Here is a 24,122-nt window from a genome sequence, read left to right as displayed (position 1 = left end):
GGTCAAGGACGACCGCGGCCGGGCGCCGGTGCGAAAGGCTTTGGCTGCCGCAGGACAAGGCGCTGATAGACAACGCCGATCCCCATCAGCGTCAGGCCAAGACCGACAAAGGACAGCGCCCGCATGACACCTTCGAGCGAGGCCATGTCGATCAGGAACACTTTCAGCACCACGGCGGCAATGACCACGCCGGAAATCTGGCGCAGGAGCAGTGACGCCCGCAGGAACCCGAGCCCGAGCAATGCAACGCCGATCAGCAGCCAGACGATGGAATAGACGTAGGTCTCCAGCTCGCCGACAGGGGCGGCATCGAGGATGACCGGGCTGAAGGCATTGCGGATGGTGAGGTTGACGAACAGGAACCCCCATCAGCGCCGCAAAGAGCGCCGTCACCCGGACATAGAGCCGGGGCCGCACGGGCGCTGCGGCGCGCGCAAGGCCCATGTAGAGCAGCGCCGGCAATCCGTAGGCGTAGGTGACCCAGTTCAGCACCACACCCGTTCCGACCGGTTCGCCCGTGAGCCAGGGATTGGCGAGGCCGCAGAGCGTCACCGCGCCGAGGGCCATGCCGGCGAGGCTGACCGCCATGGCACCGACCGACAGCACGGGTGACAGGTTGCCACGCCCCAGCCGGGTGAGCCCCAGGGCCACTGCCCCGCCGATGAGGACCAGCACGGCGCCGGCCTGCAGGCCCATGCCCTCACCGGTGAAGCGGAACGCCGGATCAACCGCATGCAGGGCGAGCATGGCAAGGGCGAGGACGCCGAAGACGATCGCCAGGGCCTGGGTACCCAGCGCGGGCAAGTCCTTCATCTGGCGACTGAGGATCGCCGCCGCGCCGGCCAAACCGAGGGCTGGCAGACCATAGCCCGGCAGCAGGGCATTGAGCAGCGCCGTCGTGCCCAACTCATGCCCGACGATGAAAGGATCCCACATCAGCCGGGCGGCATAGGGAAGGACGCTGAGCGGCACCAGCCAGCGCAGCGCCACAAGCCGGTGCCGCAGTCCGGTTGCAGCAACAATCAGGGGCAAGAGGCCCAGCGCGACCGTGAGCGCGGCCGAGCCAAGGCTGAAACAGGCGGCAAGCACGGCGAGGGTGAGGCCGGAAATGACCCAGCTGGCCAGGGCCGCTTCGCCGCCCGGAACGAAGGGCGCGGCTTGAGACGACTGGCGGCGGCCAAACCGCGCGGTGAAATGCTCGGCCATGGCAAGGCAGAGCAAGGCAAGGGACAGGGCGAGCAGGCCGAAGCGCACCGAGACTTGCCAGTCTTCAAGACGGATCCAGGCAATGCCGACGAGGCCGACGACGCCGGCGAGCGCCGCGCCGGTGACTGGGCCACGCGCGGCCGACCGGAGCGAGGCGTAAAAGGCCAACGCAAACAGCAGCAGCCCCTCGATGCCGATCAGCAGGCGGAATGTGGCGACCCGCGCGGCCGCCTCCGCCGGCACTGGTGTGATCACCGCCGCCGCATCGCCCGTCAGCGTCAGGCGGGTGAGGTCATCCAGCCTCAGGCCATCGCCAAAGCCGAAGGCGAGCAGCAGCAGCACCAGGAGCGGCGCAATGACGGCATAGCGCAGCGCCGGTGCCTGACAGGCGAGTACAAACGGGACAAGCAACAGGCCAACCTCGACCAGACTGAACCCCAGGCTTGACGGGAACTGCAGGGTGAGGACGAGCGGCAGCAGGACGGTGGAGAGCGCAGCAGTGGCAACCCAGTCCACGGAAACCGGGACGGCCGGAGCATTGCGGTGCAGGCGATAGACGAAACCGGCGAGGACAAGGAGCGTTGCGGACAGCAGATAGAGCACCAGCGCCAGCCGGTCCCCCTGCCCGGCCGCAAAGCCGAACAGGACGCCATAGGCGGTCAGACCTGCAACGGCGAGGCCGGCGAGCCAGAGCCAGAACCGCGCACGGCCGATGCCGATGGCCGCTGCGGAGACGAACAGGACATAGGTCATGGCCGGCACAAGCGCCGGTTCGCGCGAGGTGACCAGCAGCGGCACGGCGTAGCTGGCGGCGACGCCCAGCCCGGCCAGTGCCGGCCCGTGCAGCAGCGCCGCGAGCATGGTGAGCACCGCAACGGCCCCGAGCGCGACAAAGGCCGATGCCGGACCAAGCAAGCCGTAGAGCGCGTGGGCGGCATAAAGATCGGCAAACAGCGTCAGGCTGCCGGCGGCCGTCAGCGTCGCAGGAATGTTGGCGGTCTCAAAGCCTGGAACGGAGAAGACACTCGGCCAGCGCCGGGTGAACTCGCCCGCTGCCATCAGGCCAAGCCCGAGGATTGCCCCGAGAAGGATCCGCACCTCAGGACCGAAGAGATTGTTGTCGATCGCATATTTGACGAGGAACACGCCGCCGATGGCCAGAGCGATGCCCCCGGCCCAGACAGTCCACTTGCCACCAATCTCGCGTTCCCGGTCGATGGCGGGTTTGGTCGATGGTTCCACCGGCTTTGCCTGCGGGGCCTCGTCGCGGCGAGCCAGATGGGCAAAGGGACCGGACACGGATGCCGCTTCGCCGGGCTGGCGGTCTTCATCCGGATTGGCGGTAACGCCTGCACCGGAGGGCATGTCTGCCGGTACGGGATCAGCCTCGGCAGGTGCGGTGTCCGTGGGAGCCGTTTGCGCCGGAACCGCAGGCGCTACACCTCGGGACAGCGCCAGTTCAAGGCGCGCAACGCGGTGCTTCAGTTCGGTGACACGCAGATAGAGCACTACGGGAAGGACAAAGGCAATGAAGCCCAGGATCAGGCCGACAATCGTCAGCATCGCCAGCTCGTCCATGTCGTCCCCTTTGGCGTGTCTGCGGTGCGAGGCACTCTCACGTCCAGAGTCCTACAGGATGCAGCAGCGCGATGCCATGGACGACGAGAGGGACACTTTTATTCGTCATGGCATGGCTCGACCATGGCATCCATGCCGCGACCTGGCGTCCCGGCACTGGCATCCGTATGGACTGCGGGTCGGGTGCCCTGCTGCTGGTCCGTGCGGACCGAGAGGGAGCGGCATGGATGCCATGATCAAGTCATGGCATGACGGCAGGGGGTATGGGGCCTGAATGACGGCGGGGGGGCGGGTTGTCAGTCTGGCCCGGTTGCCGCATGACGCTGGCGGAGGTCTGTCTTGAGGACCTTGCCATAGGCGTTCTTGGGCAATTCGGCGACGAAGTGCCAGGCCTTTGGCCGCTTGAAACGGGCAAGCGCGGCAAGGCAGTGGGCGTCGAGATCGGAAACAGCGACGCCTGGATCAGCCACCACGAAAGCCACCACCACCTCGCCCCAGTCCGGGTCGGGAGCGCCGATGACCGAGACTTCCCGCACAGCCGGATGGGTGAGCAGCACCTCCTCGACCTCGCGCGGATAGATGTTGCTGCCGCCGGAGATGATCACGTCCTTGGAGCGGTCGGTGAGGGTCAGGAAGCCGTCGGGGGACAGGCGGCCGACGTCGCCGGTGTGCAGCCAGCCGCCGGCGAGGGTTTTGGCCGTTGCCTCCGGATTGTTCCAGTAGCCGGCCATGACGGGCGTGCCGCGCACTAGGATCTCGCCATCTTCACCCGGTCCGAGCGGTGTCCCGTCAGGACCGGCGATGCGCACCTCGACGCAGGAATGCGGCGTGCCGACAGAGCCAAGCCTTTCGCGCCAGGAAGGATGGCTGCGGTCGGCCACCAGATGGCGCGGCAAGGCTGTGATGGTCATCGGGCACTCGCCCTGGCCGTAGATCTGGACGAAGCGCGGCCCCATGACCGCGACGGCTTCCTCGATGTCGGCGACATACATGGGCCCGCCGCCATAGACGATGGTACGAAGGCCCTCGCCGGTGACGCCGTCGGCCTTGGCGCGCTCCACGAGCCGGCGCACCATGGTGGGGGCGGCGAAAAGGTGCAGACTGCCGAAGGCCCGGCCCAGCGCCAGGATCTCCGCAGGCTCGAAGCCGCCGCTGTCCGGCACGGCATGGCCGGCACCGCGAATGACATGCATGAAGTTGTAGATGCCGGCGCCATGGGACATCGGCGCGGCATAAAGGGCGGCGTCCTCGGGCCGGACCTCATCGACATCGCAGAAGTAGCTGAGCGTCATGGCCATCAGGTTGCCGTGGGTGATCATCACCCCCTTCGGCTTGCCGGTGGTGCCGGAGGTGTAGAACAGCCAGGCGAGATCATCGCGCCCGCGTGGCGCAGGCCCGGCATGGTCGTCATCGGCGGTCAGACCGAGATCAAGGCCGGCAAGCCGGGTGGCGGATCCGGCCTCCAGGAGCGCGGCGGCAAGGTCCCTATCGCCCGGATCTGCGACAAGCATCAGGTCGGCACCGCTGTCGCGGGCAATGAAGGCCGCCTCGCGGACATGCAGCTTGTAATTGACCGGCACCATGGCAAGGCCCGCGTGCCAGCCGGCGTAGAGAAGCTCGAGGTAGGCCGGACAGTTCTCAGTAAAGATCGCCACGCGCGCGCCGGGCTTGAGCCCTTCAACGGACCGCAGGTGAGAGGCGCGGCGGCGCACCCTTGCGGCAAAGGTGGCGTAGTCGGCGACAAGGCGGGTTCCCTGATAGAGCGCTGGCCGCTCCGGCATCACCCGGCCCGCACGGGCCAGCCATTCGGCAACGTTCATGTCTCCTCCCCCCGGCGCTCTTGGCGCCCTGATCGTTTTGACCAAGACAAGCCGGGATTGCCGCCGCTGGCAAGTCACTCGAAGGATGAGACCAGGGGGGCAAACGGAGATGCTGCGTCGCAAAAACTTCATTGGTTCAGCGGTTTGCAAAGCGGTAGCGTCCACTGGCTGCCGAAGGGGCAGCGGGCAGCAGGGAGCTGGCGCAACCCATGAAACATGCGATCAAGGCCGAGGAAGCGGCCGCAATGGTTCCCGATGGCGCAAGCGTGCTGATCGGCGGTTTCATGGCCGTCGGCTCGCCGCATCGCCTCATCGACGCACTGGTGGCGCGCGGCGCGCGGGATCTCACCATCATCGCCAATGACACTGCCATGCCGGGCAAGGGCATCGGCAAGCTGATCAGTGCCGGCGCGGCGCGCAAGGTGATCGCCTCGCATATCGGCCTCAACCCGGAGACCCAGGCACAGATGATCGCCGGGACGCTGGAGGTGGAGCTGGTGCCGCAGGGCACGCTGGTGGAGCGGATCCGGGCCGGCGGCACCGGGCTCGGCGGCGTGCTGACGCCGACCGGCATCGGCACGCTGGTGGCCGAGGGCAAGGAGGTCATCGAGGTGGATGGCCGCCCCTTCCTGCTGGAGCGCCCGATCCATGCCGATGTGGCGCTGATAGCCTCGCGTCAGGCCGATTACGTCGGCAATCTCGACTATTCGCTGACCGCCCATAACTTCAACCCGATCATGGCGCTGGCCGCCACGCTGGTGATCGCCGAACCGCAGGTGATCGTGCCCGTTGGCGTCATTCCGCCGGATGCGGTGAAGACCCCGGGCATTCTGGTTGATCACATTCTGGCACGGGAGGTCTGAGCCATGGACGCCAAGGAACTCATCGCCCGGCGCGTGGCGCTGGAGGTCAAGCCGAACACGCTGGTCAATCTCGGCATCGGCCTGCCCAGCCTTGTTGCCAATTTCCTGCCGAAGGACGTGCATGTGTTCTTCCAGGCGGAAAACGGCGTCATCGGCCTCGGCTCACGGCCGGAGGAAGGTATGGAGGATCCGGACCTGACGGATGCCGGCGGCAGCTTTGTGACCGCCGTTCCGGGGGCCGCCTCCATCGACAGCGCCATGAGCTTCGGCCTGATCCGCGGCGGGCATCTCGACATGACCGTGCTGGGCGGCCTGCAGGTGGATGCGCGCGGCTATCTCGCCAACTGGATGGTGCCGGGCAAGATGGTGCCGGGCATGGGCGGGGCGATGGATCTCGTCGCCGGGGCGCGGCGCGTCGTGGTGGCGATGATCCACAGCGCCAAGGGCGAGCCGAAGCTGGTGACCGAATGCAACCTGCCGCTGACCGCGATGCGCCGGGTGGATCTGGTCGTCACCGACCTTGCTGTCATCGCACCGACCGACGCGGGCCTCGAACTGCGCGAACGGGCACCGGGCGTCGATGTCGACACGATCCTGGCGGCAACCGGCGCGCCGCTGATCATCCCCGGCGGATCGGCCGGGACCGTGCCGGAAATGCGGCTGGCCTGATCAGGATCGGGTCGTCAGAGACTGCGCAGGAGGTCATCGATGGCGGCGACGCAGCGGTCGATGTCCGCCTGCGTGGCGCTGGCGTAGCCGAGGATCAGCCCGCTTTCGCGCTCCGGCCCGAGATAGCTGGAGCTGAGCGCAGACGGCGCAAAGCCACGCTTGTGAAGCGCGCCGGCCAGCCACTGATCGTTCACCGGCTCGTTGAAGCGCAGGGCAAGCTGGATGTTGCCGGTGGGCGGGGCGACGCGGATGCGGTTGCCCAGCCGCGCCGTCAGCGCCGCATGGAGCAGATGGCCGCGCCCGGCATAGACCTCGCGCACGCGCTTGAGATGGGCACGGTGATGCCCTTCGCTCAAGAAATCGGCCAGCGCCGCCTGGACATGCGCATTGGCCTGGCGGCCGGTGTTGCGCAGCAGCAGCGTCAGCGGCCGCGCCATCGCTTCCGGGACGACGCAATAGGCGATCCGCAGACCGGGCAGAAGGCTCTTGGAGAAGGTGCCGAGATAGATCACCTCGCCCTGGTCAGCCAGCCCCTGCAAGGCGGCGATGGGGCGGCCCTCGAACAGGAATTCGCTGTCGTAGTCATCTTCCAGGATCAGCGCCCCCGCCTGCCGCGCCGCCTCGATCAGGGCCAGGCGCCGGTCGAGGGTCATGCGGCCGCCGAGCGGGTAATGCTGCGACGGGGTGACATAGATGAGGCGCGGCGCGGGCGTGCCGGGCGCAAGGCGCGAGATGTCGGCGCCGCGCTCGTCCACCGGCAAGGGATGCACGGTAAGACCGGCGCCGAGAAACGCCGTACGGGCACCGATGTAGCCCGGGTTCTCGATCAGCGCGGCATCGTCCGGATCGGCGAAGGCCTGGGCAAGGGCGGAAAGGGCTGCCTGCATCGAGGAGACGATCACGATCTGTGACGGCGACGCCCGGACGCCGCGCTCGGCGGAGAGATAATCGGCAAGCGCTTCGCGCAGCACGGGAAGACCGGCAGCCTCGTCGTAGAGGATGCCGGTGCGGAGCGACCTTGCGGCCCGGCGCAGGGCCCGGCCCCAGAGTTCGGTCGGAAACAGGGCCGGATCCGGCAAGCCCGCCTGCAGCGCGCCGCGGCGGGTGATCCAGTCCGGGCCACGCGGATCGGTGGTCAGGCGCACGCCGCGCGCCGAGAGGGCGACAGGACGGGCCGCGGGCGTGGCAACTGTGTCCGAACCCTCAGGCCGCACGGGACCGCTGATCCGGGGCGCGGCGCCGGGGCGGACCTCGATGACGCCTTCGGCCGCGAGCAGCTCATAGGCGAGATTGACGGTGTTGCGCGACACATCGAGCGCATCAGACAGCTGCCGCGAGGACGGCAGGCGCAGACCCGCCTTCAGCGTGCCATCGAGCACGGCGACGCGCAGGGCAGCATAAATCTGCTGCGGCAGGCTGCGCGGCGATGTGCGGTCGAGGGTGATCAGGGCGTCGAGCAACTGGACCTCTCATTTTGCGCAGGAGTGGCTCTGGCAAGGCTCCAGTCGATAGCACATCCTGATCACACGCGAAAAGGCCGCATCGCTGACGCCCAACCGGACAGACACCTGCCATGAACGACGCTGTTTTCGACCCGAAGTCCCTGCCCCGCCACGCCAGGATCCGCAACGGCCTGCGCGCCGACTACGACCGGGATGCCGTCCATGCGGTGCTGGATGCCGGCATGGTCGGCCATGTCGGCTTCATCAGCGAGGACCGGCCCATGGTGATCCCGATGGCCTATGGCCGCGATGGCGAGACCATCTACATCCATGGGGCAAGCGCCGCGCGGATCGTCAAGGCGCTGCCGGAGGGCGCGCCGGTGACGATGACGGTGACCATCATCGACGGCCTCGTCGTCGCCCGTTCGGCGTTCCACAACTCGGTCAACTACCGTTCGGTGGTGGTGCACGGCCGTGCCCGGCCGGTGACGGAGTTGCGCGAAGCCGAAACCGCGCTCGCGGTCATCACCGATCATCTGCTGCCCGGCCGCTGGGCCGAAAGCCGCAAGATGACCGAAAAGGAACTGAGGGCCACAGGCATTGTCGCCATCGAGGTGGAACATGCCGCAGCCAAGCGCCGGGCTGGCCCGCCGGTTGACGACAAGGACGATCTCGACCTGCCGATCTGGGCCGGCGTGGTCCCGGTCATGACCGCCGTTGGCGTGCCCCTTGCCGACAGCACCACCCGCCCGGAGGTTCGCGTGCCGGCATCGCTGACAGCAAGCCGGCGCAAGTTCCTGTGAGGACACGGGGCGGACCGGTGACCGTCCCCTTCCCGTCGATCAGGCCGAGGCGAGGATGACCTTGACCTTGCCGCAGTAGCGCTTGCTGGTCGGGTTCATGCGCTTGGCAAAGTGGCCAGCGTTGTAGCGCAGGATGGTGCCGCAGGTGTCGCCCGAAGCGAGCTTGTGCGCGGCAGCGAGGTAGCGCATGCCCCATTCGAGGTTAGTTGCCGGGTCATAGAGGGCACGGACCGAACCGCGATAGCCAAGACCGCGCGCGGTGGCCGGCTTGATCTGCATCAGACCGACTTCGCCAGCGCTGCCACGGGCGCCCGGGTTGTAGTTGCTCTCCACGCGAATGACGGCATGGGCGAGCGCGAGCGGCACGCCGTGCTTTGCGGCGGCATCCTCGATCAGGTCCTCGAAGCGGACGCGCGACGAGCGCGACGGGCTGCCGGTTTCGCTGCCAGAGGCGGAGCTTCCCTTGCCCTTGCGCGGCAGGAGAAGTGCAGCCGGAACGGCTTCGTCCACCGGACGCAGCGCAGGACGCAGGAGGCCGGAGTCGTCCTCGACGAGGACTTCGCGCATCTGCGGCTTGACCTTGCTCTTGCTGGCCTCGGCGCCCGGTTTGGGCAGCAGCGCGCGGCCGCCGCTGGCGAGAACCGGCGTGGCAGTCGTGGCGATAGAAATCAGTAGGGCGAGGAGGGCAAAAGCGGCCCGGCGCAAGGTTGTGCGCGACTGAGACATCCAGTCAAACTCCGTCTTGTTGTTCTTTGGCGCTCGACGTTGAAATCGAGGCGCAGAGAAATGACGGCGACCTGGGGCCAGAATGGGCCCGAATCAATCACGAAATGTTACAGACATTAACTCTATTGTGGCGAGACAGGAGATCATTTCTCGGCAAAACCTGCAGATCTTGACGAAAATCGGGCAATACTGCGACCACTTGTGGCAAGGCTGCGAACCGTGCGGCACGTCGCCTTTCCATCCTTGATGGTATCGCAGTTGCAGGTGTGCAGCTGACCTCCGCCGCGCTCAGGCGAGATCCGGAAGACTGGTGAGAAGACCGTGCAGGGTCGCAATCGTCGAGGCGTCGGCAATGCCATCGACGCGCTCGGGCCGGAAGTGACGCTGGAACGCGGTGATGACCGCAGCAGTCTGTTCGTCAAAGACGCCGTTGACCGGAACATTATAGCCGTAGATCGCCAGCATCGACTGCAGGGCCTCGACCGGCTGTCCGCTTTCCCCTTGCTGGAAGAAGCGCCCACCTGTGACCGGCACAGGCGGCACGAAATGGCCGATCCCTTCGCCAGCGAGCCGGTCCCATGGGAACAGCTCGCCCGGATCTTCCTTGCGCTCGGGGGCGATGTCGGAGTGGGCCAGAACCCGCCAGGGCGCGATGCGGTGACGGGCGCAAATGTCAGCGCACAGCGCGATCACGGCTGCGATCTGCGCTTCAGGAAAGGGCCGATAGCCCCAGTTGTGTCCCGGGTTGACGATCTCGATGCCGATGGAGCGCGAATTGAGATCGGTCTCGCCTTTCCAGAAGGATTTGCCCGCATGCCAGGCGCGCCGCGATTCCGGCACGCACTGCAGGATGCTGCCATCCTCCTCGACAAAATAATGCGCCGAGACCTCGGCACGCGGATCGCACAACCGCCGCAGGGCGCTCTCGCTGTCCTGCATGCCGGTGTAATGCAACACCAGCATGTCGACGACACCATCGCCACGCCGCTCGTTGTGGTTCGCCGACGGGTGAACCTTGGCGGGGATGCCGCAATCCGTCCTGACACTCAAAGGCCGCGCTCCGCACTGATCTGGGCATAGGCCGCATTGAGGGCGGCCAGCCTGTCATTGGCAATACGAACAAATTCTTCCGGGACGCCCCGCGCGATCATCACATCAGGGTGCGTTTCGCGCACTTCACGGCGGTAATGCGCCTTGATGTCCTCAGCACTGGCGTCAGGTGCGATGCCAAGAACCGCATAGGGATTGCCACGCGCCCGCACATGGCGCGCCAGCAGTCTGGAAAATTCCCGGGCATCGAGGCCGAAGATCTGGCTGACCCGTTCCAGAAAGCTCAGCTCATCCTCATGCACGGCGCCATCTGCCTTGGCGATGTAGAACAGCCCATCCAGGATGTCGAGGAGGGTCTTGCGGTCATAGGGGAAGAGGTCAGCCAGCTTCTTGGCGTAAGTCTCGAAACCGGCAATGTCCTGCTTGGCGAGGTTGAACAGGCGCGCGACATTGGCCTCTTCGCCGGGCGGGATCTCGAACAGATCGCGGAACGCCAGCACTTCGTCGGTTGTCACGACACCATCGGCCTTGGCCATCTTTGCCGACAGGGCAATCATTGCAACGGTGAAGCCGACGGAGCTGGTCCCTTCCGGCCGGGCCAGCACGAGCTGCACGAGGCGGTCGATGATCTGCGCCCCGCCCGCCCCGATGGCGGAGACGATGGCGCCGATGCTGCTCCAGATGCTCACCTGCCCGCTCCACGCCATGGCAGCAGCCATGCCGCAGCCAACAGTTCCAAACACTCATGAAGTACAGGGACTTGCGTCAGGACCGCAACCCCTCGCGGAGGTCATCTGCCGGCCCCATAAACCTCACTGAAACCTCTGTGCACTAATGTGCCGGCACTCAGACCTGAGAAAAAGGCTTTTTCCAGACAATGACCCAGCTCTCCCGCCAGCGAAACCTCGCAACGGTGCTAGCCCTGCTGGTCCTGACCGCTTTGCTTGCGGCCGGGGTCTTCGCCAGCAACCGGCTGCTGGCGCGCTGGCTTGTTGTCCACAATCTGGACAATGCCCTGACGAGCTGGAGCCGTGCATCGTCCGACCTGAACGACACGGCGAGCGAAGCGACTGGAACCGAGGGCGCAAGTCACGGCCTCAGGCTCATCACGTTGAGCGACACCTACAGCCACACCGTCGACGAACAGGTTGCAGCTCCCCTCCTTGACGACGGAGTGAGCTACCTCGACCGGATTGCCAATGCCGCAACCGCCGATCTTGGCTCGGACAGCCTGATTGCCAATGCCAAGGTCACCTTGCCGGACATGACGACGTGGCAGGACGAGACCGCAGAAGCGATGGCTGCCGGTCTGCCGGAGGCATTCCGCGCGGCCCCTGTCACACCTGACCAGCTGGTCCAGACGTTGGTCGGTCTGCACACGGCGCAGAGCCCGCAGGTGACCGTGTTCCGCACCTGGTGGGGCGGGGTCGAGCCGCTGGCGATCATTGCAACACCCTTGCGCCGTGCCGGTCATCTCTATGGCAGCGGCCTCTTGATGCTGGATATTGCGCCGGTGATCGCCTCGGCCAACAGGCTTGTGCTGCTTGTCAGCGCGATCATGGCATCGCTGTGCGCCCTGTCGTTCTGCTCGGCCGTGTTCATTCTCTGGGTCCGCTTCCGCGATGTGGTGCGCACCAACCAGAACATCGAATTCCTGGCCCACCATGATCCGCTGACGGGTCTGCCGAACCGCGCCGTCTTCAGCGCCAAGCTGAACGAGGCGCTGCGCCTCGCCCATGCCAAGGCCAGCAACATTGCCGTGGTGCTCATCGACGTCGACAAGTTCAAGCTGATCAACGACACCTATGGCCATGGTACCGGCGATGTGTTCCTGCAGGTCATTGCGGACCGGTTGCGCTCGGTCTTCGGCCAGCATCTCGTGGCCCGTCTGTCGGGAGACGAGTTTGCGGTGATGGTCACCAACCACTCTGACGTGGCGCGGATGACCAAGATGGCAAGCGACATGATCGCAGCCACCAAGGCGCCTTGCGTCATTGACGGCATCGAGATCCAGATTTCGCTGTCGATGGGTCTGGCGCGCGCCAATGATGGCAGCTGGCGGGCCTCGCGCCTCCTGCATTGCGCTGACCTGGCGCTGTACCGGGCGAAGCATTCCGGACGCTCGACCTTCGTCTGGTACAATCCGGAGATGGACGCGGAAGCCCAGCGCCGCAAGGAAATCGAGGCCGGTCTCGTCAAGGCCCTGAAGTTCGACCAGTTCGAGCTGGTCTACCAGCCGCAGTTCTCCCTGCATGACAACCGCCTGAAGGCCTATGAGGCGCTGATCCGCTGGGAGCATCCGACCAAGGGCACGATCTCGCCGGATGTGTTCATTTCCGTTGCCGAGGACACCGGCCTTATCGAGGACATTGGCGACTGGGTGCTGCGCCGCGCCTGCAAGGAAGCCGCGGCCTGGGAAGACAAGAGCCTGCGCGTGGCGGTGAATTTCTCCGCCGCACAGTTCCGGGCCGGCGAAACGCAGAAGAAGGTGGCCAAGGCGATCGCCGAATCCGGCATCGACCCGCGCCGGCTGGAAATCGAGATCACCGAAAGCCTGCTGATCGCCGAAACCGAAGCGGTCGTCGAAACGCTGGAGGCAATCCATGCGCTTGGCGTTACCATCGCGATGGACGATTTCGGCACCGGCTATTCGTCGCTCAGCTACCTGAGCCGGTTCCCCTTCGACAAGATCAAGATCGACCGCAGCTTCATCCGCAATCTGGGACGCGATATCGGCACGGATGCGATCGTCACCTCGATCATTGGCCTTGGACGTTCGCTGAGCGTGGAAATTACGGCCGAGGGGGTAGAGAACCAGGATCAGGTCACGCTGCTGCGCGCGGCCGGCTGCGATCTGGTGCAAGGCTTCCTGTTCGGCCGTCCCGGCGCAGTGCGCGGTGACATGGAGAGCATGACCGATGCGCAGGTCCCCCACTCGCAGGTCCGTACCCAGCACGGTGCGGTCGAGACGGACGAGGACGAGCTGGAGGATGGCGAGCTGCACGCGGATGACGTGCTGGAATGGGCGCTCGAAATGCCGCTGGAGCTCGACGGCAAGCCCGTCGCAGACAACGATCCAGCCCGGGTGCAGGCCCGGGCCTGATATCAGGGGCTGACAGCCGGGGCGGCGAAGGCCCCGGCGGTCCTAAAGCAAGACTGCCTAGATTGACTTCTGGTTGACGCGGCGGCTGAGTTCGGCCGCGCTTTCCTTGCGCTCGGAATACCGGTCGGTGAGGTAGTCACTGCGGTCGCGCACAAGCAGGGTGAATTTCACCAGCTCTTCCATCACGTCGACGACCCGGTCGTAGAGGGAGGATGGCTTCATCCGCCCGTCCGGCTCGAACTCGAGGAAGGCCTTGGGCACCGAGGACTGGTTCGGGATGGTGACCATCCGCATCCAGCGCCCGAGGATCCGCATCTGGTTGACCGCGTTGAAGGATTGCGAGCCACCGCTGACCTGCATCAGGGCCAGCGTCTTGCCCTGCGTGGGACGGATGGCGCCCAGTGACAGAGGCAGCCAGTCGATCTGGGCTTTCATGATGCCGGCCATGGCACCGTGACGCTCCGGCGAACACCAGACCTGCCCCTCGGACCAGGTGGACAGCTGGCGCAGTTCGGCCACCTTGGGATGGTCGTCAGGCGCAGCATCCGGCAGGGGCAGGCCGGCCGGATCGAAGATCCGCGTTTCGGCCCCCAGCGCCTCCAGCAGCCGTGCAGCCTCCCGGGTCAGCAGGCGGCTGTAGGAGCGGTCCCGCAGCGAGCCATAGAGCAGAAGAATGCGCGGAGGATGCGTGGACAGAGTGGCCGGAAACAGGCGGTCCCGGTCAATCTCACGGAAATGCTCTTGCGCCAGCGCGGGCAAGCGCGCTTCGTTTTCGCCGTCAGACGAGCTCATACGCCGGCCTTCGGAGCCTCGACGACTTCGCCGTCTTCTTTCACGAAGGTGCCGATGGCCGGATTGGGCAGGATCTCGAGCACAACTTCGGACGGACGGCACAGGCGCACGCCCTTTGGCGTCACCACCAAGGGACGGTTGATCAGGATGGGATGCGCCATCATCGCATCCAGCAGCTCGTCATCGCTCAGCGCAGGATTGTCGAGACCCAGCTCTGCGTAGGGCGTGCCCTTTTCCCGAATGGCGGCGCGGACGGTGAGACCGGCGCGGGCGATCAGATCAGCCAGAACCTCACGCGCGGGTGGCGTCTTGAGGTATTCGATCACGACCGGCTCCTCGCCGGAAACCCTGATCATTTCCAGCGTGTTGCGCGACGTGCCGCAGGACGGGTTGTGATAGATTGTAATGCTCACGATTTGCACTCCTGGCTCATATCCGCGCCTTGCGTCCGGCACAGGTCCGGCCGCCCGCCGCAGCAATCACGGGTGAGAAACTCGACAAGTTCGGCAATCTGCGGAACCGAGGCGGCATAGAGGATGTTGCGCCCCTGCCGGCGCGCGATGACCAGCCCTGCCCGCTCCAGCGTCGCCAGATGAAAGGACATCCGGGTTGGAGGCACAGCCAGCCGCTCGGCGATCTCGCCGGATGCCAGCCCCTCGGGACCAGCAACGATCAGCAGCCGAAAGGCGGCAAGCCGATCTGCATGGGCGAGAGCTGCAAAGGCATCAATGGCGCGCGCGGACAACATGCAGTCACCCTACAAGGATATTTGTAGAATGCAAGCATTCCATCAGAAAAGAAGCGAAACGTTCGTTTACGTTAAAATGAGGAAAAACAACCGCTGATTGACAGTTACAGATGGGATTATTAACCTGTTATTAATCCTGATGTTCCGAGTGGGGTGTGAACATGAGCCAGTTCGAGGCGCGCTGCCTTGCGATTTCAACGACTAATGAAATCCAGGAGCTGTTTCAGCGCATCGGACACACGGACGGCTTTTCGCCCTTCCAGTCGAGCTGGTTCTTGTCTGCGTTTTTCGCGGCCTGCTGTCGGGAGACCGGCGACAGCCTGACGATCCACACAGTGGAGCCGGCTGGTGGAGGCGCTCCACTGCTCGCCCTTCCGATCGTCCACTCCCGCCGCCTTGGCGTGCGGCGGGCAGAGATTGCCGGGCGCGACTATTGCGACATCAGCGCCCCGATCCTCACCGACCACTTTCGCCAGCAGACCGCGGCACGGCGGGAGGCGGCTTTGCTCTGCCTGATCAACAGTATCCGCGGCTGTGACCTTGTCCGGCTGCGCAACATTCCCCAGTTTGCGAACGGTGAGGACAACCCCCTGTTCGCCCTGACCGCAAGCAAGACGGACCAGACATGCCAGCTCACCATGCCGCTGGCCAGTACCGATCCGGACCGGCGCCCGAGCCGCTCGGCCTACAAGGAATGCGACGTCAAGTATCGCAAGCTGACCGAGAAGGGATACCGCTTCCGCGAAGTCCTCGACACCGCCTCCCGGCTGCGTGTCATCGGCGAGTTGTTGCGCCTGCGCGAGGAGAGCTTCCAGCAGCGCGGCATGCCGAGCCCCAACACCGCACAGGCCGAGACGCTGTATCGCCATCTCATCCTGCAGGACGACCCGCATAACCGCTTGCACGTGGTGGTGATCAGCAATGACGCGGGCGACATTGTCAGCGGCGCCGCTCTGCTCGGTGGTGGCAACAACGTCAATGGCAGCCTGATCGGGATCTCAGGGCCGGAATGGAAGCGGTTCTCGCCGGGCATGGTTCTGATCCTGAAGATCCAGGACTGGGCCCGGGAAAAAGGCTTCGCCTATCTGAATTTCGGGGCGGGCGATCAGGCCTACAAGGAGAAATTCGGCGCCTTGAGGGTTCCGGCAGCGCATCTGGAGCTTCCGCGCTCGCTGCTGGGCCAGGGCTACGTGATCGCAGCCAACCTGCGAAGCCGCATCGCCGGCAAGGATGGCGCGCCCTCGCGCGGCAAGGGTGCGCTGATCGCAACCCGCACCACGGCGATGACAGCCGCTTTGCAGATGGATCAGGCGGGCTACCTGATCGCGCTGTAACCCGCCTGACCTGATGTCGAGCTGGCGGCGGATCAGTCCGCCGCGCCCCAGCCACCAGCCGTCGGCGTGATGACGGTCACCGCCTCGCCGGCCTCCAGCACCGTCTGGTCGCAGCTGGACAGCACCTCGATGCGTCCATCCAGCCGCCGCACTTCCGTGCGCCCGATCGTGCCGTCACCGCCGCCCATCATGCCCTTCGGCGGCAGGGTGCGGTGGGAGCCGAGGATGGCGCAGTCCATCTTCTCGAGGAAGCGCAGCGTGCGCCGGGTGCCGCCGCCGGCCGACCACTTGCCCTGCCCGCCGGAACCCGGACGGATGTGGAAGTCCTCCAGGAGGACGGGGAAGCGGAACTCCAGCACCTCCGGATCGGTCAGACGCGAGTTGGTCATGTGCGTGTGCACGCCGTCGGTGCCGTTGAAGCCGGGACCGGCCGGCGATCCGGAGCAGATGGTCTCGTAATACTGGTAGGTCGCGTTGCCGAAGGTCAGGTTGTTCATAGACCCTTGCGCATTGGCCATGGCGCCCAGCGCGGCGAAGAGCGCGTTGGTGACATGCTGCGAGGTTTCGACGTTGCCGGCCACGACCGCCGCCGGATAGGCCGGCTTGAGCATCGAGCCATCCGGAATGATGATGTGGATCGGCTTCAGGCAGCCGGCATTCATCGGGATGTGGCCATCGACCATGACGCGGAAGCAGTAGAGCACCGCCGCACGGGTCACGGGTTCGGGCGCGTTGAAGTTGTTCGGCTTGACGCCCGTGGTGCCGGTGAAGTCGACCGTCGCCTCGCGCTTGTCCCGGTCGACGGTGATCTTCACCCGGATCACCGAGCCCTGGTCGGTCGGATACTCGCAGGAACTGTCCTTCAGAGCCGAGATCACCCGTCGGACGCTTTCCTCCGCATTGTCCTGCACATGGCCCATGTAGGCCGTGACCACGTCGAGGCCGAAGTGGTCGACCATCTTGCGCAGCTCCTGGATGCCGCGCTCGTTGGCGGCGATCTGTGCCTTCAGGTCCGCGACATTCTGGTGCACGTTGCGCACCGGATAGGGATGCGAAGTCAGCAGCTCCACCAGCTCCGCCTCGCGGAAGCGGCCCTGGTCGACAAGCTTGAAGTTGTCGATCAGCACGCCCTCCTCGTCGACTGTGGTCGCGCGCGGCGTCATGGAGCCCGGCGCCGAGCCGCCCACGTCGGCATGGTGCCCGCGGCTGGCGGCCCAGAACAGGATCTCCTGGCCCTCGTCATCGAAGACGGGCGAGACCACGGTGATGTCCGGCAGGTGGGTACCGCCGTTGTAGGGCGCGTTGAGGGCAAAGACGTCGCCGGGGCGGATGTTGCCCGCGTTCAGCTTGATCACCGTCTCGACCGAGCGGTCCATGGAGCCGAGGTGCACCGGCATGTGCGGCGCATTGGCCACCAGCGCGCCGGTGCGGTCGAACACGGCGCAGGAGAAGTCCAGCCGCTCCTTGATGTTGACCGAATAGGCGGTGTTCTGCAGCGTCACGCCCATCTGCTCGGCAATGGACATGAAGAGGTTGTTGAAGACCTCGAGCATGACCGGGTCGGCATGGGTGCCGATGGCCGCCGCCCGGTCGAGCGGCACGACGCGGGTCAGGATCACGTGGTCCTTGGCGTTGATGGTCGCGCGCCAGCCCGGCTCGACGACGATGGTCTGGTGCGGCTCGATGATCAGCGCCGCCCCGTCGACGCTCATGCCGGGGGCAAGGCTGGCGCGGGCATAGACGGCGGCATCATGCCAGGCGCCGGCGGAATAGAAGCGGGTCATGCGGGCAGGCGTGGCCGTGCCGCTTGCCAGCGTGCAGTCGGGTTCGGCAATGCCGGCGCCGCCGCCGAAGCTCTCGACCTCGACCGCCTCGACCACCACGGGCTTGTTCTCGTAGGCAAATCCGAACTGCTTGCGGTGCGCCTCTTCGAAGGCGGCGAGCATCTCCTCGACCGACGACAGCAGCACCGGCATCGGCGTGTCCGTGCCCTCGTAGCGCAGATGCGCGCGCGCCAGCGTCTGGCGGTCGGCCGCCGCAACGCCCTGCCCCGTCAGCTCGGCTTCCGTCTCCGAGGCGAGCCGCTGGGTCAGCCGGGCGAGTTCGGGCAGAAGGGCGGCATCGAGCCGCTTGACCACCGCCTGCTGGCGGTTGGCGCGGATGTCGGCAAGGCCCATGCCATAGGCCGACAGGATGCCGGAGAAGGGATGCACGATGACCGTGGTCATGCCCAGTGTGTCGGCCACCATGCAGCCCGACTGACCGCCCGCGCCGCCGAAGCAGGTCAGGGCATATTCGGTCACGTCATAGCCGCGCTGGACCGAGATCTTCTTGATGGCGTTGGCCATGTTCTCGACGGCGATGCGCAGGAACCCGTCCGCCACCTCGACCGCCGTGCGGCCGTCGCCAATGCGCTCGGCCAGCTCGGCAAAGGCCACCTGCACCGCCTGGGTGTCGAGCGGCTGGTCGCGGCCGGGGCCAAAGATCTTCGGGAAGAAGTCGGGCAGCAGCTTGCCGGTCATGACATTGGCATCGGTGACCGCCAGCGGCCCGCCGCGGCGGTAGCATTTCGGGCCGGGATTGGCGCCGGCCGAATCCGGTCCGACCTGGAAGCGGCTGTCCCGGTAATGCAGGATCGAGCCGCCACCGGCCGCCACCGTGTGGATCATCATCATCGGCGCGCGCATGCGCACGCCGGCCACTTCCGTCTCGAAGGCCCGCTCATAGGTGCCGTCGAAATGGCAGACATCAGTGGAGGTGCCGCCCATGTCGAAGCCGATCACCTTCTCGAAGCCGGCGAGCTTCGACGTCTCGACCGCGCCGACCACGCCGCCGGCCGGGCCCGACAGGATGGCGTCCTTGCCCTGGAACAGGTCCGCCGCCGTCAGGCCGCCGGAGGACTGCATGAACATGAGGCGCGGCCCCGCGCCCAGTTCCTCCTGCACCTGCGCCACATAGCGGCGCAGGATCGGCGACAGATAGGCATCGACCACGGTCGTGTCGCCGCGCCCCACCAGCTTCATCAGCGGCGAGACCTCATGGCTGACGGAGACCTGCGGGAAGCCGATGGCCCGCGCCATGGCGGCAACGCGCCGCTCGTGATCCGGATAGGCATAGGCATGCATGAAGACGATGGCGACCGACCGTATGCCGTCCGCATAGGCGGCCTCCAGCGCGGCGCGGGCGCCGGCCTCGTCCAGCGGCAGTTCCAGCGTGCCGTCGGCGCGCAGGCGCTCGGCAATCTCGTAGACCCGCTCGTAGAGCAGCTCCGGCTTGATGATCTCCTTGGCGAAGATCTCTGGCCGGGCCTGATAGCCGATGGCCAGCGCATCGCGGAAGCCGCGCGTGATGACCAGCGCCGTGCGCTCGCCCTTGCGCTCCAGCAGCGCGTTGGTGGCGACGGTGGTGCCCATCTTCACCGTGGCGATGCGGTGAGAGGGGATCGGCGCGCCGGCGGCCAGGCCCATCAGCTCGCGGATACCCTGAACGGCGGCATCGCGATAAGCCTCCGGGTTCTCCGACAGGACCTTGTGAGCGTGGATGCTGCCGTCCGGCGCCCGGCCGACGATGTCGGTGAAGGTGCCGCCGCGGTCGATCCAGAAATCCCACTGACCGTCAGCTTGACTTGCGATCTGCCCGCTCATGCCATCCTCCCAAATGCAAAACCGGCTTCCCGGCGCGGCTTCCGTCGCCCGCAGCCGGGATTGTGAGCGGAGCGTAGCGCGACAAAAAGAATTTGTCGATAAAATATCGATAAGATGCGATAATGCGCAAATCAGACAGCGACACGGACCAGACCGCGATGACAGAGCACGATGACAAGCCCGACCTGCCGCCGATCGGCCCGATCGTATCGGCTTCGCATCTCGCCTCTGGTGCCATGCCCGCCCTGTCCGAGATCGAATTTGCCGTCACCATGATGGTGAATGCCTACCAGCGCTGGATGGTGCGCTGCATGGCGGCGGCCGGTGTTCCGGCGATGAGCCCGCTGGAAGTGCAGGTGCTGCATCAGGTCAATCACCGCGGCCGCGAGAAGACGCTGGCCGATGTGTGCCTGGTGCTGAACATCGAAGATACACACACGGTGACATATGCCCTGAAGAAGCTGGAACAGGGCGGCCTGATCGTCTCGGGCAAACGTGGCAAGGAAAAGACGGTTTCCATCACAAGGGAGGGTGAACGGGCCTGCCTGGAGTATCGCAGATTGCGCGAAGCCCTGCTCGTGCAACCTGTGAAATCCATCGGACTGGACGAAGCGGAACTTTCCCGTCTGGCGGCGGCACTGCGGACGATATCGGGTAACTATGAACAGGCTGCGCGTGCGGCAGCAGCCATGTAAATCCTAGTTTCAATACCGGTTTTTCCCTATATATGGCGGCGTCCGCATGACGCGGACGAAGCGAATATTCGCATTCGGGAGAATAGAATGAAGTTCGTCACCGTTGGGACCGCTGTGGCCCTTCTGATGGCAAGTGCCAGCCTCGCCTCTGCCGGCAGCTGGGTGTTCAACCTGGAGAACAAGTCCGAGTCCCAGGTTACGTCATTCCGCACCCAGGAAGACGGCAACTGGAGCCAGAACTGGCTTCCGGAAAACGTGGCACCGGGCGAAACCTTCGACATGGACTTCGGCAGCGACGAAGGCGAATGCACCGTTCGCACCCGCATCGACTTCACCGATGGCACCTACATCGACGCCGACATCAACTATTGCGACATCACCGTAATCACGGTCCGCAACAAGGACGTCGTCTGGAAGTAATGTATTAATATCGTTATTTTTTACGAGCCGGCGCATTTGATGCGCCGGCTTTTTTGTTTTCTGTTCTTGTCACGAAATATTCCGTTAAGGAAGCAAAGCAAGCCAGACGGAAGTAAAGAGTTGCATACAATTTTATTAATTAGTTTACGGGAGCATTTGCGCAGGACGGATTATCAATTGGAGCACAGGGGGATGCAGAACGAATTTTTCCGTTCTAATACAGAGCAATCCCCAAGCCATGCAACCACTGGAAGTAGAGCGGAGGCTCATATCCCATGAACGACGTCCGGCGGCAGCCTTCGGCGCTGCGTTCCGTATCAGCCAAGATCCTTGGCATCGTCGTGTTTCTGGCGCTGGCGATGGTCAGCATTGCCGCAGTCGCGCTGGTGCAGATGGCCTCGATCGGTGACGAACTGACGGAAATTGCGGATCAGAACATTCCTCTGACCGCCACAGTAACTGACGTTACAGAGCACCAGCTCGAGCAGGCGGTTCTGATGGAAAAGATCCTGCGCATTGCGCAGATCCCGGGCGATGCAAGCGCACTCGAGACAATCGTTGCCGAGTTTGATGCACTCAGCGTAAAGGTCGAGAAAGAGATTCTCGGCGCAGAGGCAATAGCAGAAGCTGGGCTGCGCAGCGCTCCCGACGAGACGCACGCCAAGCGCTTCCGAAACACACTTACCAACCTCCAGGCGATTGAGAAGGAGCACAAGCTCTATGTCGAACATGCAGGTCAGGTAAAAGCACTGATCCGGTCCGGCGCGGTCGCCGAGGCGACCGCTCTCGCCCAAAAAATCGAGGCCGAACAGGATCGGCTGGACCATGAATTGACCGCACTGACGCAGGACTTGACCAGAGCAACCGAGCTATCCGCGAAAATGGCGCATGAACATGAGGAACAGGGACTTCTCCAGTTGGTCACCGTTTCTGTTGTGGCAATTGGTCTTGGCCTCGGGATTTCCTGCTATCTCGCCATCTTCGGGATCAGCCGTCCTCTACGGATGGTGACAAATGCCTTGAACCGGCTTGCCGTCGACGACACTTCAGTCGAGGTGAAGGTCGCAAATCGCGATGAAATCGGCCAACTTGCCATCGCCTTTACCGCCTTCCGTGAAAAGCTGATCGAGATGAAACATCTGCAGGCGCAGATGCGCGAGGAAGAGAAGCGGATCGAACACGAGAAGCGCGCTGCAACGCTCCGCCTGGCTGATAGCCTCGAGGCGACCGTCAAACAGGTCGCTGATCGTATTGCTGACGCCATTCTGGAGCTGGAGCGGACCGCCAACCAGATGGCGCGCAACGCCGAAAGCACATCGGACCAGGCAGGCACCGTGGCCGCAGCTGCGGAACAGTCGACCGCAGGCGTGCAGTCCGTGGCAGGTGCATCGGAAGAGCTTTCCGCCTCGATCCGCGAGATCAGTCGCCAGATCAGCAACGCCATGACGGCAACGAACGCGACCCGCTCCAGTGCCGATCGCTCCAGCGCGACTGTATCCGGCTTGGCCGACTCCGCGCAGCGGATCGACGAAGTGGTGCGCCTCATCAACGACATTGCCGACCAGACCAATCTTCTGGCGCTCAATGCCACGATTGAAGCCGCCCGCGCCGGCGAGGCTGGCAAGGGATTTGCCGTCGTTGCTTCCGAAGTGAAGGCGCTCGCCAACCAGACCGGCAAGGCGACCGAGGACATCGGCAAGCAGATCGGCGAAATGCAGAACGGCTCGTCCAACACCGCGAAGTCGATCGAGGACGTGGTTCGCTCCATCGGCAGCATCAACGAGCAGATCACGGCGATTGCCTCGGCCATCGAGGAACAGAACGCCGTCACTTCCGAGATCGCCCGGAATGTTGCCGAAGTGGCGCAGGGGAGCCAGGAGATCACCCGGACCATCGTGCGGGTGCGCGAAAGTGCCGTCGATTCCAGCGCCGGTGCCCGTCAGGTCCTGTCGACGGTGGAAGACCTGACACAGCAGTCCGATACGCTGCGCCGCGAACTGGATGGCTTCCTTGCCAGTGTCCGCGCGGCGTGAGTGAGGCGCGGGTAGATCCAGAAGGGCTTCCGCCTTTCTGGATCGTCAACCTCGCCGGCGGTTACCTTTCGAAGCAATGCGCCGAGACTGTCTGACGCCACGCTGTCCCGGCCTTGAGCCGGGACCCGTTCGTTATGACCTCGGTTAAAATCCATCCGGCGTCAGCGCGCACCATGACAGGTCCCGGCACAAGGCCGGGACAGCGCGGATTGAGATATCAGCCGTCTGTTTGCGCGAGGGTTGCCCTCGCCTTGCCGGCGAGGTCGACCAGGGCTGCGCGCAGGTCGCCCGGGGCGGTCAGCGGTGCATCGAACCAGAGACGGGCGCTGAGATCGCCGGCCTGAAGATCAAGCCCTTCCGGATCAAGACCGGCCAGACGCCAGGAACCCTGCGGCGCCTTGCAGAGCACTTCGGCATAAAGCTTTATCGCCTCGGCGTGATCCTCGTTCATGTGGCTGACGGCGCCGGGCTCGAAGGCGACCAGCGCGGACCAGCTCTCCGGGTCAAGGATCAGGTCTGCCTGCGTCAGGGCATAGGCCTTGCCGAAACCGCCGTTGAGGCTCGCCCGTTCGACTTCCAGCCGGTAGAAGGCGAAATCGGGGAAATCGACGTAGAGTTCAGCCTTCGGGTGGCGGGCCAAGTAGCGGCGGCGCAGGCGGGCGTGTTCATCGCTGTCACGCGCCAGCTTGCGGGCAACGCTGAACAGCGTCATGCGCGGATGGGCGAGCGGGTCGCCCTTGCCCGGCTCGCCCACCAGCAGCGAGCAACGGCTGTCGGCGGCAAGACCGGCGCTGTGGCCGGAGAGGTTCGAGGCGAGAATCACAGGCGTACCGTCAAGGTCGCAGACCAGCGCAACGCGGCTGCAGAGCGGGTGACCGGTTTCCGGTTCGAGCACGGCAAGGGCGCCGAAGCGGGCAAGGCGCATCAGGCCTTTCGCCTGACGGCGGACGGCATCATCGACGTCCTGGAGGACATCCTTCTTCTTTGGCGTTTCGGCCATTTGGTGTTCCTGTCAAAATGCACGTCTCCCTCGCGTCTGAGTTTAGCGGCACGGCCCGAAAAAATCAGCCATCCGCGACATTGTGAGGTCATTGGACGCGGGATAAACATGAACGGCAGATGAACACCGGTCTCAGGGTGCGTTCAGTGCCCCCATGCGAGATTGGCACCATCGAACGGGACGCCCTTGCGGCCCT

19 protein-coding genes and 1 pseudogene are annotated in these 24,122 nt (G+C 65.0%); 8 read left to right on the top strand and 12 right to left on the bottom strand.

The window, feature by feature from the left end:
- Positions 1 to 2: 2 nt before the first annotated feature.
- The 3 genes and pseudogenes from OVA12_RS05960 to OVA12_RS05945 all read right to left on the bottom strand — a co-directional run bounded on the left by OVA12_RS05960 (position 3) and on the right by OVA12_RS05945 (position 4,604).
- Entirely contained in the window at positions 3 to 359 is a 357-nt protein-coding gene (locus OVA12_RS05960) for a DUF2339 domain-containing protein (protein WP_268137026.1), read from the bottom strand.
- A 67-nt stretch (positions 360 to 426) separates the two neighbouring features.
- Positions 427 to 2,571: pseudogene (locus tag OVA12_RS23970) on the bottom strand (DUF2339 domain-containing protein); the annotation flags it as partial.
- A 509-nt stretch (positions 2,572 to 3,080) separates the two neighbouring features.
- Positions 3,081 to 4,604 carry an AMP-binding protein gene (locus OVA12_RS05945; protein ID WP_268135378.1) on the bottom strand — a complete coding sequence of 508 codons (1,524 nt, stop codon included), beginning with the start codon at positions 4,602 to 4,604 and terminating at the stop codon, positions 3,081 to 3,083.
- Between the two features lie 209 nt (positions 4,605 to 4,813).
- On the opposite strand from OVA12_RS05945, the gene OVA12_RS05940 reads away from it, so the two are divergent.
- Together OVA12_RS05940 and OVA12_RS05935 are read left to right on the top strand one after the other, a co-directional pair.
- Positions 4,814 to 5,467 carry a CoA transferase subunit A gene (locus OVA12_RS05940; protein WP_106753090.1) on the top strand — a complete coding sequence of 218 codons (654 nt, stop codon included), beginning with the start codon at positions 4,814 to 4,816 and terminating at the stop codon, positions 5,465 to 5,467.
- Positions 5,468 to 5,470: 3 nt separating this feature from the next.
- The gene (locus OVA12_RS05935) at positions 5,471 to 6,136 is read left to right on the top strand and encodes a 3-oxoacid CoA-transferase subunit B (protein ID WP_268135376.1); all 666 of its coding nucleotides are present in this window, start codon (positions 5,471 to 5,473) and stop codon (positions 6,134 to 6,136) included.
- 14 nt (positions 6,137 to 6,150) lie between these two features.
- On the opposite strand, the gene pdxR is transcribed toward OVA12_RS05935, so the two are convergent.
- Positions 6,151 to 7,596: a MocR-like pyridoxine biosynthesis transcription factor PdxR gene (gene pdxR, locus OVA12_RS05930; protein WP_268135375.1), complete on the bottom strand. Its 1,446-nt coding sequence runs from the start codon at positions 7,594 to 7,596 to the stop codon at positions 6,151 to 6,153.
- A gap of 113 nt (positions 7,597 to 7,709) precedes the next feature.
- Here pdxR and OVA12_RS05925 point away from each other — a divergent pair, with 113 nt between their 5' ends.
- Positions 7,710 to 8,381, top strand: coding sequence for a pyridoxamine 5'-phosphate oxidase family protein (locus OVA12_RS05925; protein ID WP_268135374.1), 672 nt, complete (start codon positions 7,710 to 7,712; stop codon positions 8,379 to 8,381).
- A 39-nt stretch (positions 8,382 to 8,420) separates the two neighbouring features.
- Here OVA12_RS05925 and OVA12_RS05920 read toward each other — a convergent pair whose 3' ends face one another.
- From OVA12_RS05920 to OVA12_RS05910, 3 genes are all read right to left on the bottom strand, one after another.
- On the bottom strand, positions 8,421 to 9,107 hold the full coding sequence (locus OVA12_RS05920) for a lytic transglycosylase domain-containing protein (protein WP_442793816.1): 687 nt from the start codon (positions 9,105 to 9,107) through the stop codon (positions 8,421 to 8,423).
- A gap of 288 nt (positions 9,108 to 9,395) precedes the next feature.
- Positions 9,396 to 10,157, bottom strand: a complete 762-nt coding sequence (locus OVA12_RS05915) for an N-acetylmuramoyl-L-alanine amidase (RefSeq protein WP_268135373.1) — start codon at positions 10,155 to 10,157, stop codon at positions 9,396 to 9,398.
- On the bottom strand, positions 10,154 to 10,846 hold the full coding sequence (locus tag OVA12_RS05910; protein ID WP_268135372.1) for a molecular chaperone DjiA: 693 nt from the start codon (positions 10,844 to 10,846) through the stop codon (positions 10,154 to 10,156). Before OVA12_RS05910 ends, OVA12_RS05915 begins: the two co-directional genes overlap by 4 nt.
- 188 nt (positions 10,847 to 11,034) lie before the next feature.
- On the opposite strand from OVA12_RS05910, the gene OVA12_RS05905 reads away from it, so the two are divergent.
- On the top strand, positions 11,035 to 13,260 hold the full coding sequence (locus OVA12_RS05905) for a putative bifunctional diguanylate cyclase/phosphodiesterase (protein WP_268135371.1): 2,226 nt from the start codon (positions 11,035 to 11,037) through the stop codon (positions 13,258 to 13,260).
- A 57-nt stretch (positions 13,261 to 13,317) separates the two neighbouring features.
- Here OVA12_RS05905 and arsH read toward each other — a convergent pair whose 3' ends face one another.
- Genes arsH through OVA12_RS05890 form a run of 3 tightly spaced genes read right to left on the bottom strand, consistent with a single transcriptional unit; the run spans position 13,318 to position 14,800 of the window.
- Entirely contained in the window at positions 13,318 to 14,052 is a 735-nt protein-coding gene (gene arsH / locus OVA12_RS05900) for an arsenical resistance protein ArsH (protein WP_268135370.1), read from the bottom strand.
- Positions 14,049 to 14,465, bottom strand: a complete 417-nt coding sequence (gene arsC / locus OVA12_RS05895) for an arsenate reductase (glutaredoxin) (RefSeq protein WP_268135369.1) — start codon at positions 14,463 to 14,465, stop codon at positions 14,049 to 14,051. The genes arsH and arsC overlap by 4 nt, the downstream gene beginning before the upstream one ends.
- Positions 14,462 to 14,800 carry an ArsR/SmtB family transcription factor gene (locus OVA12_RS05890; protein ID WP_268135368.1) on the bottom strand — a complete coding sequence of 113 codons (339 nt, stop codon included), beginning with the start codon at positions 14,798 to 14,800 and terminating at the stop codon, positions 14,462 to 14,464. The genes arsC and OVA12_RS05890 overlap by 4 nt, the downstream gene beginning before the upstream one ends.
- A gap of 161 nt (positions 14,801 to 14,961) precedes the next feature.
- Here OVA12_RS05890 and OVA12_RS05885 point away from each other — a divergent pair, with 161 nt between their 5' ends.
- On the top strand, positions 14,962 to 16,134 hold the full coding sequence (locus tag OVA12_RS05885) for a GNAT family N-acetyltransferase (RefSeq protein ID WP_268135367.1): 1,173 nt from the start codon (positions 14,962 to 14,964) through the stop codon (positions 16,132 to 16,134).
- A gap of 32 nt (positions 16,135 to 16,166) precedes the next feature.
- Here OVA12_RS05885 and OVA12_RS05880 read toward each other — a convergent pair whose 3' ends face one another.
- A complete protein-coding gene (locus OVA12_RS05880; protein WP_268135366.1) occupies positions 16,167 to 19,778 on the bottom strand; it encodes a hydantoinase B/oxoprolinase family protein in 3,612 nt (1,203 codons plus the stop codon).
- A gap of 158 nt (positions 19,779 to 19,936) precedes the next feature.
- Between OVA12_RS05880 and OVA12_RS05875 the strand changes: the two genes are divergently transcribed.
- The 3 genes from OVA12_RS05875 (at position 19,937) to OVA12_RS05865 (ending at position 22,926) form a co-directional block, all read left to right on the top strand.
- The gene (locus OVA12_RS05875; RefSeq protein WP_268135365.1) at positions 19,937 to 20,473 is read left to right on the top strand and encodes a winged helix DNA-binding protein; all 537 of its coding nucleotides are present in this window, start codon (positions 19,937 to 19,939) and stop codon (positions 20,471 to 20,473) included.
- A gap of 87 nt (positions 20,474 to 20,560) precedes the next feature.
- Positions 20,561 to 20,893: a hypothetical protein gene (locus OVA12_RS05870; RefSeq protein WP_268135364.1), complete on the top strand. Its 333-nt coding sequence runs from the start codon at positions 20,561 to 20,563 to the stop codon at positions 20,891 to 20,893.
- 275 nt (positions 20,894 to 21,168) lie between these two features.
- Positions 21,169 to 22,926, top strand: a complete 1,758-nt coding sequence (locus tag OVA12_RS05865) for a methyl-accepting chemotaxis protein (protein ID WP_268135362.1) — start codon at positions 21,169 to 21,171, stop codon at positions 22,924 to 22,926.
- A 217-nt stretch (positions 22,927 to 23,143) separates the two neighbouring features.
- On the opposite strand, the gene OVA12_RS05860 is transcribed toward OVA12_RS05865, so the two are convergent.
- Positions 23,144 to 23,926: a HugZ family pyridoxamine 5'-phosphate oxidase gene (locus tag OVA12_RS05860; RefSeq protein ID WP_268135361.1), complete on the bottom strand. Its 783-nt coding sequence runs from the start codon at positions 23,924 to 23,926 to the stop codon at positions 23,144 to 23,146.
- Between the last annotated feature and the right edge of the window lie 196 nt (positions 23,927 to 24,122).

It is taken from the genome of Pannonibacter sp. SL95 (genome assembly GCF_026672425.1).
GTDB lineage: Bacteria > Pseudomonadota > Alphaproteobacteria > Rhizobiales > Stappiaceae > Pannonibacter.
Note: the sequence above shows the minus strand (reverse complement) of the source record. Positions and strands in the feature narration are given on the sequence as shown.